This is a genomic window from Methylophaga sp., assembly GCF_009711715.1.
In the GTDB taxonomy this organism is placed as follows: domain Bacteria; phylum Pseudomonadota; class Gammaproteobacteria; order Nitrosococcales; family Methylophagaceae; genus Methylophaga.
This window is the reverse complement of the sequence record NZ_VENF01000013.1, coordinates 49,753-64,027: the sequence shown is the minus strand read 5'-3', so window position 1 is coordinate 64,027 and position 14,275 is coordinate 49,753. Positions and strand designations below refer to the sequence as shown.

The 14,275-nt window shown below is 51.5% G+C and carries 15 protein-coding genes and 1 other RNA gene; 13 read left to right on the top strand and 3 right to left on the bottom strand.

The window, feature by feature from the left end; translation table 11 throughout:
- Positions 1-3: 3 nt before the first annotated feature.
- Positions 4-444, bottom strand: a complete 441-nt coding sequence (mraZ, locus tag FH755_RS10495; protein WP_292441070.1) for a division/cell wall cluster transcriptional repressor MraZ — start codon at positions 442-444, stop codon at positions 4-6.
- A 562-nt stretch (positions 445-1,006) separates the two neighbouring features.
- On the opposite strand from mraZ, the gene coxB reads away from it, so the two are divergent.
- From coxB to FH755_RS10440, 11 genes are all read left to right on the top strand, one after another.
- On the top strand, positions 1,007-2,122 hold the full coding sequence (gene coxB, locus FH755_RS10490) for a cytochrome c oxidase subunit II (protein WP_292441069.1): 1,116 nt from the start codon (positions 1,007-1,009) through the stop codon (positions 2,120-2,122).
- Between the two features lie 7 nt (positions 2,123-2,129).
- Positions 2,130-3,707, top strand: a complete 1,578-nt coding sequence (ctaD, locus tag FH755_RS10485; protein ID WP_292441068.1) for a cytochrome c oxidase subunit I — start codon at positions 2,130-2,132, stop codon at positions 3,705-3,707.
- Complete coding sequence (locus FH755_RS10480) at positions 3,704-4,249, top strand: cytochrome c oxidase assembly protein (RefSeq protein ID WP_292441067.1); 546 nt, start codon at positions 3,704-3,706, stop codon at positions 4,247-4,249. The genes ctaD and FH755_RS10480 overlap by 4 nt, the downstream gene beginning before the upstream one ends.
- A 26-nt stretch (positions 4,250-4,275) precedes the next feature.
- Positions 4,276-5,163 carry a cytochrome c oxidase subunit 3 gene (locus FH755_RS10475; protein WP_292441066.1) on the top strand — a complete coding sequence of 296 codons (888 nt, stop codon included), beginning with the start codon at positions 4,276-4,278 and terminating at the stop codon, positions 5,161-5,163.
- Between the two features lie 24 nt (positions 5,164-5,187).
- On the top strand, positions 5,188-5,886 hold the full coding sequence (locus FH755_RS10470; RefSeq protein ID WP_292441065.1) for an SURF1 family protein: 699 nt from the start codon (positions 5,188-5,190) through the stop codon (positions 5,884-5,886).
- Positions 5,883-6,416 (top strand): hypothetical protein, encoded by a 534-nt coding sequence (locus tag FH755_RS10465; RefSeq protein WP_292441064.1) that lies wholly within the window; start codon positions 5,883-5,885, stop codon positions 6,414-6,416. Before FH755_RS10470 ends, FH755_RS10465 begins: the two co-directional genes overlap by 4 nt.
- Before the next feature lie 4 nt (positions 6,417-6,420).
- Positions 6,421-7,413: a heme A synthase gene (locus FH755_RS10460; protein WP_292441063.1), complete on the top strand. Its 993-nt coding sequence runs from the start codon at positions 6,421-6,423 to the stop codon at positions 7,411-7,413.
- A 4-nt stretch (positions 7,414-7,417) separates the two neighbouring features.
- Positions 7,418-8,314: a heme o synthase gene (cyoE, locus tag FH755_RS10455; RefSeq protein WP_292441062.1), complete on the top strand. Its 897-nt coding sequence runs from the start codon at positions 7,418-7,420 to the stop codon at positions 8,312-8,314.
- 91 nt (positions 8,315-8,405) lie between these two features.
- On the top strand, positions 8,406-9,002 hold the full coding sequence (locus FH755_RS10450) for a Yip1 family protein (protein ID WP_292441061.1): 597 nt from the start codon (positions 8,406-8,408) through the stop codon (positions 9,000-9,002).
- Between the two features lie 314 nt (positions 9,003-9,316).
- Positions 9,317-10,288, top strand: coding sequence for a GGDEF domain-containing protein (locus FH755_RS10445; RefSeq protein ID WP_292441060.1), 972 nt, complete (start codon positions 9,317-9,319; stop codon positions 10,286-10,288).
- On the top strand, positions 10,289-10,693 hold the full coding sequence (locus tag FH755_RS10440) for a GGDEF domain-containing protein (RefSeq protein WP_292441059.1): 405 nt from the start codon (positions 10,289-10,291) through the stop codon (positions 10,691-10,693).
- A gap of 22 nt (positions 10,694-10,715) precedes the next feature.
- On the opposite strand, the gene rnpB is transcribed toward FH755_RS10440, so the two are convergent.
- Positions 10,716-11,062: RNase P RNA component class A (gene rnpB / locus FH755_RS10435), an RNA gene on the bottom strand.
- Positions 11,063-11,087: 25 nt separating this feature from the next.
- Positions 11,088-11,936, bottom strand: coding sequence for a 16S rRNA (cytidine(1402)-2'-O)-methyltransferase (gene rsmI / locus FH755_RS10430; protein WP_292441058.1), 849 nt, complete (start codon positions 11,934-11,936; stop codon positions 11,088-11,090).
- A gap of 67 nt (positions 11,937-12,003) precedes the next feature.
- Here rsmI and FH755_RS10425 point away from each other — a divergent pair, with 67 nt between their 5' ends.
- Both FH755_RS10425 and FH755_RS10420 read left to right on the top strand, forming a co-directional pair.
- Positions 12,004-13,884 carry a penicillin-binding protein activator gene (locus FH755_RS10425; RefSeq protein ID WP_292441057.1) on the top strand — a complete coding sequence of 627 codons (1,881 nt, stop codon included), beginning with the start codon at positions 12,004-12,006 and terminating at the stop codon, positions 13,882-13,884.
- A 1-nt stretch (position 13,885) separates the two neighbouring features.
- Complete coding sequence (locus FH755_RS10420) at positions 13,886-14,248, top strand: YraN family protein (protein WP_292441056.1); 363 nt, start codon at positions 13,886-13,888, stop codon at positions 14,246-14,248.
- Positions 14,249-14,275: the final 27 nt, after the last annotated feature.

Here is a 14,275-nt window from a genome sequence, read left to right as displayed (position 1 = left end):
GCCCTATATCGACAGGCTTTCTAATTCAGCCGGTAAAATCTCGTCAAAATCTTCTTCCAAACATTCATCCATGAGTTCATTCCAAGTTTGCTCATTCCAAAGCTCAAACTTGTTACCTTGCCCTATCATCACCATGCTCTTGTCGAGTCCGGCGAATTCACGCAGCTTGGCTGGCAGCAAAATACGACCGTTACCATCCATTTCGCATTCAGTGGCATAACCGAGCAGCATTCTTTTCAAACGACGGACTTGTGGATTCAAACTAGGGAGCGCAGTGAGTTTTTGTTCGACTTGTTCCCATTCCGGCAGGGGATACATCTGCAGACAGTGGTCAGAATGATCAATGGTGACAACCAGGCGGCCTTCGCAACAGACGTCAAGATGCTTGCGGAACTTGGCTGGTATCGCCATCCGCCCTTTGGCATCCAGATTGAATGTTGCCACGCCTCGAAACACTTGCCGCCCCCAAAAAGAATTGATCCACTAAGATCCACTTTTCCCCACTTGTCGACACTATAGGATTGCAAATGGTCGAAGTCAAGCATCTGGATCAACAAAATCCTCTTTTTATGACAAGGACTTAGCGGCATTTGGTAAAAGTGGGAGAAAACCTTGTGAAGGTCTTGTCAAGGACATGTTCTTTATCAAAAAAGTGGCTATGGAACTTAAAGTAAATTCTAGAAGTGTGTGTCATGTTGTAAAAGCTCAACGGCCTCGAAAGTCGTTGATTGCAGGACGCATACTGGTGATATACATGAAATGCTATCGGTAAGTCAGAAAAATCAACCGGCGATTATACCTGCCTGCTGATTGAAAATCTGTTTTTCAATCAGCGTCTGAGTAGCGCTATCCCCCACTGCTGCCGGATGCTGAGCTATCATTTTCGTTATTTTCCAGAAACGGGCTGGTAAATTACGTAAAAAGGCATATACTGACTTCCTAAGAGCAAATCATTTTTGCAGCGTGAACGCCAATGATGGCTTCACCTCGATGCAAGGAGAGTGCTATGTGCCGACGACTGCATCTTTTTTGTCTCGCTCTTTTTTTGCCACCAGCCCCGCTCTGGGCGCTGGAATTCAACATGCCCGTTGGTGTGACCGACACCAGTCAGTCCGTATTCAACCTCCACATGACCATTTTCTATATCTGCCTCGCCATTGCTGTGGTGGTGTTCGGTGTCATGCTGTGGTCGATATATCATCATCGTAAATCCAAAGGCCATGAGGCCGCTCAGTTCCATGGCAATATCCTGGTCGAGGTGATCTGGACCACCATTCCTTTCCTGATCCTCGTAGCGATCGCGATTCCATCCACGATCACATTAGGCGATCTCTATGATGCCAGTGAATCTGACATTGATATCCAGGTCACCGGTCATCAATGGAAATGGCATTACAAATACATTGGCGAAGACGTCGACTTTTTCAGTGTGCTCGCCACACCTCGTGAAGAAATCGAAAACCGTAAAAAGAAAAATCCCAACTATCTGCTGGAAGTCGATAATCCCGTCGTCGTCCCGGTTCATAAAAAAATCCGTTTTCTGTTCACTTCCAATGATGTGATTCATGCCTGGTGGGTACCGGATCTCGCCATCAAAAAAGATGCCATCCCCGGATTTATTAATGAATCATGGACCCGAATCAAAGAGCCGGGACTGTATCGAGGTCAGTGCGCCGAGCTGTGTGGTAAACACCATGCTTTTATGCCCATTGAAGTGAAGGCCGTCACAGAAGAAGAATACGGCGCCTGGCTCTCTGAGCAGAAAGCCGCTCAGAAAGCGGCCGTCGCGGCGGCAGAGAAAGACTGGAGTATGGATGAGCTGATGAATACCGGTGCCACGGTTTACGAAAAAAACTGTGCAGCCTGCCATCAGGCCGACGGCTCGGGCATGCCGCCCACCTTTCCACCACTGGATGGCAGCGCCATCGTTCAGGGTGAGAAACTTGAGCATATGAAAGTCGTGGTTAACGGTCGGGTCGATAAAGGGATGCCGGCATTCGGCAAACAGCTTTCCGCCGTCGATATCGCCGCAGTGATCACTTTTGAACGTAACAGTTGGGGTAACAAGACCGACGATATGGTCACGCCTGCCGAAGTACAGGACCTGATGGATAAACAGTGAGGTCATTATGAGCGCATACGCAGAGACGCTGCATCACGGACCAGCCAAGGGTATAAGCCGCTGGATACTGACCACCAATCATAAGGATATCGGGACACTTTATCTGGTATTCAGCCTGATCATGCTGTTCATCGGCGGCACCATGGCCTTTGTGATCCGGGCCGAATTATTCCAGCCGGGCCTGCAGCTGGTGATGCCGGAATTTTTCAATCAGATGACCACGATGCACGGTCTTATTATGATATTCGGCGCAGTAATGCCGGCCTTTGTCGGCCTGGCAAACTGGCAGGTGCCGCTGATGATTGGTGCGCCTGATATGGCGCTACCGAGGCTGAACAACTTCAGTTTCTGGATTCTGCCCTTCGCTTTTGCCATGCTGCTGTCCACCCTGTTCATGCCCGGCGGTGCCCCTGACTTCGGCTGGACCTTCTATGCACCACTATCAACAACCTATGCCCCGCCCAGTGTAACCTTTTTCGTATTTGCCATTCACATGATGGGGATTTCATCGATCCTCGGGGCCATTAACGTCATTGTCACCATCTTCAATATGCGCGCGCCGGGCATGAAAATGATGGATCTGCCCCTGTTCGTCTGGAGCTGGCTAATCACCGCCTTTCTGCTAATTGCTGTAATGCCGGTACTGGCAGCGGTCGTGACCATGGTGCTGATGGATGTGCATTTCGGTACCAGCTTTTTCAGTGCCGCCGGCGGCGGTGATCCGGTCCTGTTTCAGCACGTATTCTGGTTCTTTGCCCATCCTGAGGTATACATCATGGTGTTGCCGGCATTTGGTGTGATTTCTGAAATCATCCCGACCTTCGCCCGCAAGCCATTATTTGGTTATCGCGCCATGGTTTTAGCGACTGTCGCCATCGCTTTCCTGTCATTTATCGTCTGGGCTCATCATATGTTCACGGTAGGCATGCCGCTGACGGGTGAACTGTTTTTCATGTACACGACCATGCTGATCGCCGTGCCGACCGGCGTGAAAGTGTTTAACTGGATCAGCACCATGTTCCGCGGCGCAATGACCTTTGAAACGCCAATGCTGTTCGCGATTGCCTTTATCGTCCTGTTTACCATCGGCGGATTGTCAGGACTGATGCTGGCCATCGCACCGGCGGATTTTCAATATCACGACACCTATTTCGTCGTCGCCCACTTTCATTATGTACTGGTGCCCGGCTCGGTATTCGGCATCATCGCTGCCGTTTATTACTGGCTGCCCAAATGGAGCGGCAAGATGTACGACGAAAAACTGGGACAGTGGCATTTCTGGCTGTCGTTTATTGGCGTGAACCTGACTTTTTTCCCCATGCATTTTGTCGGCCTGGCGGGCATGCCAAGACGTATTCCCGACTATGCGCTGCAGTTTGCTGACTTCAATATGCTGACCAGTATCGGTGCTTTCCTGTTCGGCACCACCCAGCTGTTGTTTGTCTATATTCTGATTAAGACAGTCCGCAGCGGAAAAGCGGCAGATCAACTCCCGTGGGAAGGGGCACGGGGACTGGAGTGGAGCGTACCGACACCGGCACCTTACCATACCTTTACCACCCCACCGGAGCTGAATAAAGAATGAAATCCTGGCTCAAACCCACCAGCCCGACCGGCCTGATCCTTATCGTAGTGGTGATGTTCGGCTTCGGTTTTGCACTGGTGCCGCTTTACGATGTTTTCTGCGAGGTGACCGGTCTTAACGGGAAAACCAAGGGGGCATATCAGGGAGAGGTCAACGCACAGGCTGCACCATCAGAGCGGACGATAACCGTGCAGTTTATTGCCAACCGCAATGAGAATTTGTCCTGGGACTTTGCGCCTGAAGAAGAAGAAATCAAACTGTCTGTGGGCGAGCGCAAACAGACCCATTTTTCAGTCAGCAATACCTATGACAAAGCGGTGGTAGCACAGGCCATACCCAGTGTTTCTCCCCCTCAGGCTGCCGATTATCTCAACAAAATTGAATGTTTCTGCTTCCAGAAGCAGCCTTTAGCGGCCGGGGAAGCCAAACAATTTCCACTGGTGTTTTTCATTGATCCTGCGCTACCTGAGGATATCAGCAAGCTGACCTTATCTTATACCTTGTTCGATATCAGTGAGCGTGATGCCAGCGGCGGAGACTAACGCCGCAATTTAGGGAGGAACTCTTTATGGCACATCATTCCGCCTACTACGTTCCACCACAGAGTCACTGGCCGATCATCGGTGCTGTGGGCCTATTCCTCACCCTGGGCGGTGCCGCCGCACTAATCTATTCCCTGCAACAGGAAAGCGGCAGTTTGCTGGCCCAGATTATGCTGAATTCGGGCGCCCTGATCCTCGCCGGGATGATGATAGGCTGGTTTGCTGCGGTCATTGCTGAGTCCCGCCAGGGACTGTATTCACCACAGATGGATCGCTCCTTCCGTTACGGCATGTCCTGGTTTATTTTTTCCGAAGTCATGTTCTTTTTTGCCTTCTTCGGCGTCCTGTTTTACATCCGGGTATTCGCTGTACCCTGGCTGGATGGTGAGGGTGACAAAGGGCTGGCTAGCATGCTCTGGCCGCAGTTTCAGGCTTCATGGCCATTAATGCAAGCACCCAATCCAGAACAGTTTCCCCCTATCCGGGAAGTCATTAACCCATGGCATATTCCGCTCATTAATACCATTTTACTGGTGGGCTCGAGTTTCACGCTGCTGGCAGCACACAAAGCGCTGAAAAGAGAAGACCGAAGCAAGCTCAAAAGCTGGCTGGGCCTGACGATAGTGCTGGGTCTGACCTTCCTCGGTCTGCAGATATATGAATATATCCATGCCTATACAGAATTGGACCTGACCCTGCATTCCGGCATTTACGGCGCAACTTTCTTTATGTTAACCGGCTTCCATGGTGCCCACGTCACCATCGGCAGCATCATTCTGTTGGTGCTGCTACTGCGGGTGTTCCAGGGACACTTCACACCAGACAGTCATTTTGCCTTTGAAGCCGGCTCCTGGTACTGGCACTTTGTCGATGTGGTCTGGATTTTTCTGTTCACTACTGTGTACTTGCTATAGGAAGTAAAGCAAAGGGGAGATTTTGTGACAGCACAACGACTGGTTCAGGTTAAGACCCATGGCGCGTTCTCCTTCCGTCCGGCTTACCTGCTGTTTGCCGCTTTCGCCATCAGTTTGTGTCTGTTTCTTTCTCACTGGCAATGGCAGCGTGCACAAGCTGCTGAAGCACACTATCAAAGCTATCTGCAACAGCAGGAAAAGCCGCCAGTAACGCTCGCTGATAAGCCCGCTGAATTTCAGCGTGTGAGCATTAACGGCCATTTAGAGAGACTGTTCCTGCTGGATAACCAGATGACTCAGGGACAGGTTGGATGGCATGTACTTGGCCTGATGACCAGTGAGTCAAAACCGGTGTTGGTCAATCTGGGCTGGACGCCCAAAGCTGAAGCTAAACCGACGCTCTCTGATTTTGCCGGTATCGAAAACATCAGTGGCCGGATAAAAACACCGGAGCCTGGTTTGATGCTGGCAGAAGCGAGAGACGATCCCGCCTGGCCGGCCGTATTACAGCAAATCGAGATTCCGTTACTGAATCAGCATTTAGATATCGAACTGTTACCGTTTGTGATTTATGCCGACCCGGCGCCGGCGGGACTGGCCACGGTTAAAGCTGCGCCTGAAAACAAATACCCGATGCACGTGGGTTATGCCGTGCAATGGTTATTGATTGGTTTTGCGTGTGGGCTGATGACTTTTATCGCCTGTCGCCGGAGGGAAACATGACTCGCAATCCATGGTTGTTCAGAATGATCTGGTTAATCGCGTTATTGCCGCTACTGTTTGCCTGGGGACTGGCGCTGATGGGCGATAGACTGCCACTGGAGACTAAGAATAACGGCGAATTAATGCCGGCGGGCATGAAAGTACCACAGCAACTTTCCAGCGAGCTGAATGGCAAATGGGGCCTGGTCATGCTGAGCAACAGCTGTGATAAAGGCTGTGCCGAGCAGTTATATCGCTTGCAGCAATTACATACGGCGATGGGTTCGGATCTGAAACGGCTCCAGCCGCTGTGGTTGTCTGATGCCCCTGTTAACCGTCAGCCAGACAATATCGACTTCAAACAAATCAGAAAGGCTACAACACCGGCATTGATTGACTGGTTTAATCAACACCAGCTTGTCTGGCAGGACCATAGTTTCTGGTTGATTGATCCGGCCGGTAATCTGGTAATGCGGTTTGCACCGGATTTGAGTGGTAAAAAAATCCTGGCCGACATCGACTGGTTACTCAAAGCGTCACATATCGGATAGGCCTATGAAGTCTCTGACCAATGTTGCTTTTGCTCTTGCCTTCATCGTGGTGACACTGGGCGCCCTGACCCGGCTGATGGATGCCGGGCTGGGTTGTCCCGACTGGCCAGGCTGCTATGGCCAGCTTATGCCACCGGCAGAGCATGAAAAGCACCTTTTCACAGGACTCGATAGTGGCAAAGCCTGGATGGAAATGATTCACCGCTATGGTGCCGGACTGCTGGGCCTGGTAATTCTGTCATTAATGATCCTGTTGGAGAAAAGCCCTCAAATCAGTGGCCAAACACGCTGGCTCAGTCGCGGATTACTGGCATTGGTCACTGCCCAAGCCTTGTTCGGCATGTGGACCGTCACAATGAAACTGCAGCCTCAGATCGTCACGATTCACCTGCTGGGCGGTATGTTGCTGCTGGCACTGTTATGGCGCCTGCGTAAACAGTTTTATAGTGAGCCTTCTACCCGCGTCCCATCGCCTGTAAAAACTTCAGTGCTGGCGGTCATCGTGCTGACATTTTTTCAAATCAGTCTGGGCGGCTGGACCAGCAGTCAATATGCAGGACTGGCTTGCACCGATTTCCCCACCTGTCAGGGGCAATGGTTGCCCGCCGCGCCCCTGAGCGAGGCATTTAACGTCACTGAGTTCATCGATAAAAATCACGAAGGTGGCCTGCTGTCTGCTGAAGCCCGACAAAGTATTCAAGTCGTCCACCGACTGTTTGCAATGCTACTGACGCTCAGCATTGCCGCACTGGTTATCGCACTGTGGCGCTATGCCGCTCTCAGAATGCAGTTATTGTTGCTGCTATCACTGACATCGCTGCAACTGGCACTGGGCATCGCCAATGCGCTGCTGTTGTTACCTTTATCGCTGGCTCTCGCACACAACACCGGTGCCGCCTTATTGCTGCTGTGCTTGTTTGACCTGCATACAAGACTGAAACCGGATGCTGACGCGGCCATGTTTAATCGGACTTCTGTTCCACAATCCACGGGGTGATGCCATGCAAAATTCTATCGTCACAACACCTGCCCTGCATCGTGCCAACTGGAAAGATTATCTGGCCCTTTGCAAACCCAAAGTTGTGCTGCTGATGCTTCTGACTGCTTTGGTCGGTGCATTACTGGCACCCGGGTGGCCGGATCCGGGTACGCTGACGGTAGCCGTTATCGGCATCGCGCTGTGTGCAGCCAGTGGCGCGGCGATCAATAACCTGATTGATCACAAGCTGGATGCCACCATGGCCCGCACTCGTCAACGCCCGGTAGTCACCGGTCATCTTTCACCACAGCAGGCCCTGGGATTTGCATTGATACTGGCCGTGTCCGGACTCCTCATGCTCTGGTTCCTGGTCAATCCGGTCACTATGTGGCTGACCCTGTTTGCTTTGATTGGCTATGCGGTGATTTATACCCTGTTCCTGAAGCGGGCAACACCACAAAACATTACTATCGGCGGCCTGGCCGGGGCTATGCCACCATTGCTTGGATGGACTGCCGTCACAGGTCAGATACACCCTGATGCCCTTTTGCTGGTGCTGATTATCTTTGCCTGGACACCACCGCATTTCTGGGCACTGGCGCTGCATAAAAAGGACGAATATGCCGGGGCCAATGTACCAATGCTGCCTGTCACTCACGGCGACGCCTTCACTCGAATTCAGATCCTGCTCTACAGTCTGTTGTTATTTGCCTGCACCTTGCTGCCGTTTGTCACCGGCATGAGCAAGTGGCTTTACCTTGCTGGTGTTCTGGTCTTGAACGGGTACCAGTTCCGCTTAGTGAAACAACTGTTTGATCAGCGGGATCCGCTCGCTGCCTGGCGTTTATTCAAGTATTCGATTCAATACCTGATGTGGCTTTTCCTGTTGTTAATGATCGACAGTATGGTGTTCGGCTAACAGCTTGAAGAACCACTGAAAAAGGCATAAAGTGAAATTGAAGCGGTCCTTGATGTTAATGCTCCGTTAACGACCACAAGGGAGGTCTGCTATGTACCATCATCACCGTAAGCACTTCTGGGGGCTTTTCTCGGTTCCACGCGTCGAGTGGAAATCGATTAGTGACGAAAATCTCGATATCACACAATTCGGCATCCTGCGAATGGTCATTCTGGCCGCCGTCCCGGCTGTATCATTTTTGATAGGTATTAATCAGGTAGGCTGGAGCCTGGCCGGTAATGAGTTCAACAAGATAGCACTGTCGGACGCGTTGCCGATGGCTGTCGCATTTTATGTCCTTATCATCGTTTTCACATCAATGATGGCCTATTTCACCTTTGCCATGGAGAGAGCCTTCGGTGAAGAGGCCAGCTTCGGGCGTTGTCTGTTGTTCACTACCTATACTGCGACACCGATGTATATGGCTGGTCTGATTGGTTTCGTACCCATCGTCTGGCTGGCCATGCTGGTCTTGCTGCTGGCCGTCTGCTACAGCCTGTACCTGCTGTATCTGGGTATTCCTATTTATATGAATATCGATGAAGGCAAAGGCTATGTCGTCTCAACATCAATTATTTCAGCAGGCCTGTGTATGCTGGTCGTATTCAACGTGCTCACCGTTATCATCTGGAGCACCATTGTCATTTGAATAACCGCTTGAGTGAGCATCCGTAAACCCATTCAGTTCCTGCAACTTTATGTTGCAGGAACTGAAAAGGCACTTGAGAATTCTTTATTCCGCTTGCCTGAGTTTCTCCATACTTCCCGCAAACCTGTCGTTCTATGATGTGACTGTTACTCTCTCTGGATAAAACACGACCGTATACGCGGCATTGGAGTATGGACGTCGACAACCTACAACACTCGTATAATCAGGAGTTCATTAGAAATCTCGAAAAATATAAACTCCTGACCGGCTCAACGCCGGTATCACTCCTTATCAGCACCTGTCTGGCCGTCATCATGAGTGCGGTCCTTCATGGTCAACTCGCCTATGAAAGCCTGTTAGCCTGGCTCGTTGTGGTCCTCTTTATTAACATTACCCGGCTCCTTGTTTTCACCCGGTTTCATCACTCCCACAGCGGGACTCATAACCAGGAGTGGATTCAGTTCCATCTTCGGGTTTTCAGATTCGGCACATTGCTATCTGGACTGGTTTGGGGCTGGGCTGGTTTCGTTTTTGCACAACAAGTCGATTTTACTCACCAGCTGTTTATCACATTCACTCTGGGCGGGCTGACAGTAGGAGCAACCTCTTCACTGGCTACGGATAAACTGGCTATCATCGGCTTTATTTTAGCCACGCTCATGCCGAATACCATCCATTACTTTATTTCCGGCAGTCAATTGCCGGTGGCGATGGGACTCATGCTGCTGTTATTTATTGGGTTCATGCTCAACGCAGCACGGTTACAGGGTAAGCATCTGCATGAAAATCTGAACCTGCGAATTCAAGCAAAACAGCAAGCAAAACAGTTCAGGGAAGTGCTGGATTTCAGCCCGGTCTCTGTCAGCATTTTTAGCCTCGATACAGAGGAAGTCCTTTACATCAACAAACGTTATCTGGAACTGTTCAGCCATGGCTTTAACCCCTTCAACACCGATAATGAAACCGGTTTTTCCATAGAAGAAAGTCAGATAAAGTCAGTCAAATCAAGAGTTATGAACAACCAGAGAGTATCCAATCTGCTGTTGAAGCTGACATCGCCGCGTAGCTCGGAGGTGAAGTGGTGCATCGGCTCTTTCCTCCCGATCAATTACCTGGATCCCCCTTCAATTCTCTCCTGGTTTTACGATATAACTGACCGTGTTGAAATGGAGGAAAAAATCAGGCACCTCGCCTATCACGATGCCCTGACAGATCTGCCCAACCGTTATTTATTTGAAGACCGATTGAGCCTTGCGTTGAGGCATGCCCAACGTAACCAGAAATAAGTGGGGGTTTTATTTATCGATCTTGACGGTTTCAAAACGATTAATGATACCTACGGCCATGGTGTTGGCGACTTATTGCTCAAAGCAGTCTCTGACAGAGTCAGGTTACTGTTAAGAACATCTGACACTCTGTCACGTGTGGGGGGAGATGAGTTTATCGTATTACTTCCGGAGATTGCCGGCAGGGATAATGCACTGCATGTCGCGGAAAAGTTACTGGATGCGCTGGCGCAGGTGTTTGAGGTTGGCGGCGCTCAGTTGCAGGTTTCCGCCAGTATCGGACTCGCTATTTATCCAGAGCACGGCAATGACGATCAGACCTTATTGAAACATGCTGATATCGCCATGTACGAGGCCAAGAAGCTCGGCAAAAATAATGTTCAGGTTTTCAGCACGCAGAACTAAGCGATTCGCTGTGGTATAAAAAAGGTTGAGACGACCATAAGCCGGGTTCTGTCGCGGACAATCATTCATCTGGGACAGATGTCACCATCTGCCTCAAGCAACCTACCCGGGAACAGTGCGGGTCGCACATTATGTTCCCCTATTTGGTCTTGCTCCAGGTGGGGTTTACCCTGCCGCTTCTGTTACCAGAAGCGCGGTGCGCTCTTACCGCACCCTTTCACCCTTACCGGCTTGCGAACAAACCGGCGGTATACTCTCTGTTGCACTGGCCGTAGGCTCACGCCTCCCAGGTGTTACCTGGCACCTTACCCTGTGGAGCCCGGACTTTCCTCACCTGCCATTGGCTGGCGCGATTGTCTGGTCGTCTCAAGTTGACTATTTTACCTCAGCGCTGTTATTTCTGCTGTAATTTCAACGCCAGTTGATAGGCCTCGTTCTTGCTGCCACCGGTAATGCCAGCGGCTATGGCCGCCGCCTTTTTAACCGGCAGTTCCGGTAATAACAGGGCCAGCACCCTTTCCATCTCCTGTTCATCTGCTGTTATAACGGTGGAGGCACCCTCTATCAGCAGCACACACTCACCGCGTTGCTGATTGGCATCGGCAGCCACCCAGTCACGCAAGTCTGCCAGTGAACGGGTTTCAATCGTCTCATGAATCTTGGTCAGTTCCCGAGCCAGGCAGGCGCGACGATCGGCACCGAATACCGTGATGCATTCATTCAGGGTATCCAACAGCCGGCGTGGGCTTTCGTAAAAGATCAATGTGCGTTGCTCATTTTTCAACTGCGACAGTTGCTGGCGACGAGCGCCCGACTTGGGCGGCAGGAAACCCTCAAAGCTGAAGCGATCAGAAGCAATGCCCGATGCGGACAGTGCCGTAATCAAAGCACAGCTGCCAGGCACCGGCAGAACCTGAATGGCATTCGACTTAACCAGGGACACCAGTCGGTAACCCGGATCACTGATAAGCGGTGTTCCGGCATCACTGATAAGCGCTATAGATTCACCGGCCTGAAGTCGCTGCAGTAACAGTTCACTGCGCTGCTGTTCATTATGCTCATGCAGTGACAGCAGCGGCGTAGTGATGGCAAAGTGTTGTAACAGGGGTTTACTGTGACGAGTATCTTCCGCGGCGATCAGATCCACTGACTTCAGTGTCTCAATGGCGCGGGCAGAGAAGTCATTCAGATTGCCTATCGGTGTAGCCACCACGAACAATTGTCCGGCTTGTGAAGCAGTCACAATTTTTCCTTAATTCACTGTGTAATTGTGGTCGTAATATACGCGAACAGGTAAGATGATGCTTCCCATGTTAACAACACAGACACCAGATATGTCCTTCACCCGCTTGTTGCTGTTACCGGCCATTATTCTCCTGTTCCTGACTGCCTGTCAGCCCGTTCAGGGCCCTCTAAGCAGAACCCAGCCCACAGAGATAGAAACGGTACCGGCTGAAACTGAAGGGCAATATCAACAGGCTGCGGAAGAATACCTGCAACTGGCGACCGAATATGATGGTGTACGTCAGGCCCTTTATTTCCTGCGTGCAGCCGAATTGTTCTGGCAAACCGGTCAGGTTGAACAGGCCAACACGGCGCTGCAGCAGGTTGATAAATCTCAGCTGAGTGATGATAAGCGATTCAGTGCCGCAGTGATCGGGGCAGAAATTGCGCTATTCAACAGTCAGGGTGAAGCGGCTTTGGCGGCTTTGGCTGATATCGATGCAAGCAGCCTCGACGCTGAAAGTAGAGTCAAACTACTGAACCTGCGCTCTGATGCCTACACCCTCACCAGCAACTGGCTGGAAAAAGCCAATACCCATCTGCAGTTGGAAAAATTACTGAGCGATGAAGCGAGCTTAGCGCAAAACCGCGAAACGCTGTGGCAGGCATTGATGCAAATGACCCCTCAGGCGCTCGACCTCAATAATCCGGGCTATCCACCAGCCGATGACAGCGGCTGGTTTGCTCTCGCCTATGCAATCAAAGCCTATCAGGATAATCCGGAAACCCTGGAAGTCGCCCTGGAAGACTGGCGTCGCAGTTATCCCAACCACCCGGCGGATCCCAGCCTGTACAAAGACAGCGTCAAGGCTGTCGGCACCCGTCTGCCTCAGCAGATCGGCGATATTGCGATCATGCTGCCTGCTGAGGGGCCGTTCGTTGAGGCCGGTCGAGCCATTAAACAAGGCATCATCGCTGCCCACTATGCCAGCGGGGCCAGCAGCAGACTGCATTTCCTGGATGTAGAAACAGATCCCTACTCGGGTCGCAGTAATGTCGACCAGCTCTATCAGGAGGCCATCTCGCGCGGCGCCGGAGTGGTTATTGGCCCATTACAGAAACCTTCCGTAGAGGCCCTGGCTAAGCTGCCGGAGCTACCGGTCCCGGTGTTGGCATTGAACCGTATTGAGCCCGGTCTGGAGCGGCCCAATCTATATCAATTCGGTCTGGCACCAGAAGATGATGCCATGGCAGTTGCCGATTTTGCCCGCCGCAAAGGTTATCAACATGCCGTCATTCTGGCCCCACAGGGTGACTGGGGTGACCGCGTCGCCGGTGCCTTCAGCCAGGCATGGCGCGAACAGGGAGGCAATATTATCTCGGTGGCCAGTTATAACGAATCAGAGAATGATTTCCGTGACACGCTGATTCCGCTGATGGGACTGGATGTCAGTGAACAACGCTACCGCGCCTTGAAAAGCGTATTGGGACGCTCGCTGGAATTTGAGCCACGGCGCCGGCAGGATATTGATTTCCTGTTCTTGGTCGCGAAACCACTTAAAGCCCGGCAACTGGTGCCCCAGCTTAAATTCCATCGCAGCGGCGATCTGCCATTGATTGCCACCTCACATGCCTACAGCGGGCAGGCTGACCCACAGCAGGATATCGATTTGAACGAACTTATTATTACCGATATTCCGTGGATGTTTAATGGTGATACAAACGACGATCAGGCCTTTCAGGCGGTGCTCAGTCAAACCCAAGGCAAGCCCGGCGGTCTGCTCAGACTCTACGCAATGGGGGTCGATGCCTACCGGCTGATTCCGGAGCTTAATGCTCTGAGCCGCGAACCGGAGCAGGTATACCCGGGGGCAACCGGCGATCTGTCGATTAACGAAACCGGGCAAGTCGAGCGCGAAATGCCTTGGGGCCAGTTCAAACAAGGTAACCTCCAGCGTCTGCAGTGATATGCTATTTGCCAGGGATAAAGGCACAGAAGTGGAAACGGCAGTTTGCCGCTATCTGCAAAAACAGGGCTTGAAGCTGCTGACCCGCAATTATCACAGTCGCGGCGGTGAGATTGATCTGATTATGCAGCATGGTACTGTGCTGGTTTTTATCGAGGTTCGCTTTCGTCGCAGTTCTGCCTATGGCAGTGCCGCGGAAACGGTAACCCGAGCTAAACAGATCAGGCTGCTCCATACGGCCGAGCAATATCTGCAACGGCATCGCATTCAGCACGACAGTTGCCGTTTTGATGTTGTCGGCGTCAGCCTTGCAGACAGTGGTTACCAGATGCAGTGGATTCAGAACGCCTTTGAACAGGGCTGAAATAAGCTGGTCAATAAAGACCAAAAC

Excerpts from the sequence above, each read along its gene's own strand:
- coxB (WP_292441069.1), top strand. The coding sequence starts at position 1,007 with ATGTGCCGACGACTGCATCTTTTTTGTCTCGCTCTTTTTTTGCCACCA.
- ctaD (WP_292441068.1), top strand. The coding sequence starts at position 2,130 with ATGAGCGCATACGCAGAGACGCTGCATCACGGACCAGCCAAGGGTATA.
- FH755_RS10480 (WP_292441067.1), top strand. The coding sequence starts at position 3,704 with ATGAAATCCTGGCTCAAACCCACCAGCCCGACCGGCCTGATCCTTATC.
- FH755_RS10475 (WP_292441066.1), top strand. The coding sequence starts at position 4,276 with ATGGCACATCATTCCGCCTACTACGTTCCACCACAGAGTCACTGGCCG.
- FH755_RS10465 (WP_292441064.1), top strand. The coding sequence starts at position 5,883 with ATGACTCGCAATCCATGGTTGTTCAGAATGATCTGGTTAATCGCGTTA.
- FH755_RS10460 (WP_292441063.1), top strand. The coding sequence starts at position 6,421 with ATGAAGTCTCTGACCAATGTTGCTTTTGCTCTTGCCTTCATCGTGGTG.
- cyoE (WP_292441062.1), top strand. The coding sequence starts at position 7,418 with ATGCAAAATTCTATCGTCACAACACCTGCCCTGCATCGTGCCAACTGG.
- FH755_RS10450 (WP_292441061.1), top strand. The coding sequence starts at position 8,406 with ATGTACCATCATCACCGTAAGCACTTCTGGGGGCTTTTCTCGGTTCCA.
- FH755_RS10445 (WP_292441060.1), top strand. The coding sequence starts at position 9,317 with ATGAGTGCGGTCCTTCATGGTCAACTCGCCTATGAAAGCCTGTTAGCC.
- FH755_RS10425 (WP_292441057.1), top strand. The coding sequence starts at position 12,004 with ATGTTAACAACACAGACACCAGATATGTCCTTCACCCGCTTGTTGCTG.
- FH755_RS10420 (WP_292441056.1), top strand. The coding sequence starts at position 13,886 with ATGCTATTTGCCAGGGATAAAGGCACAGAAGTGGAAACGGCAGTTTGC.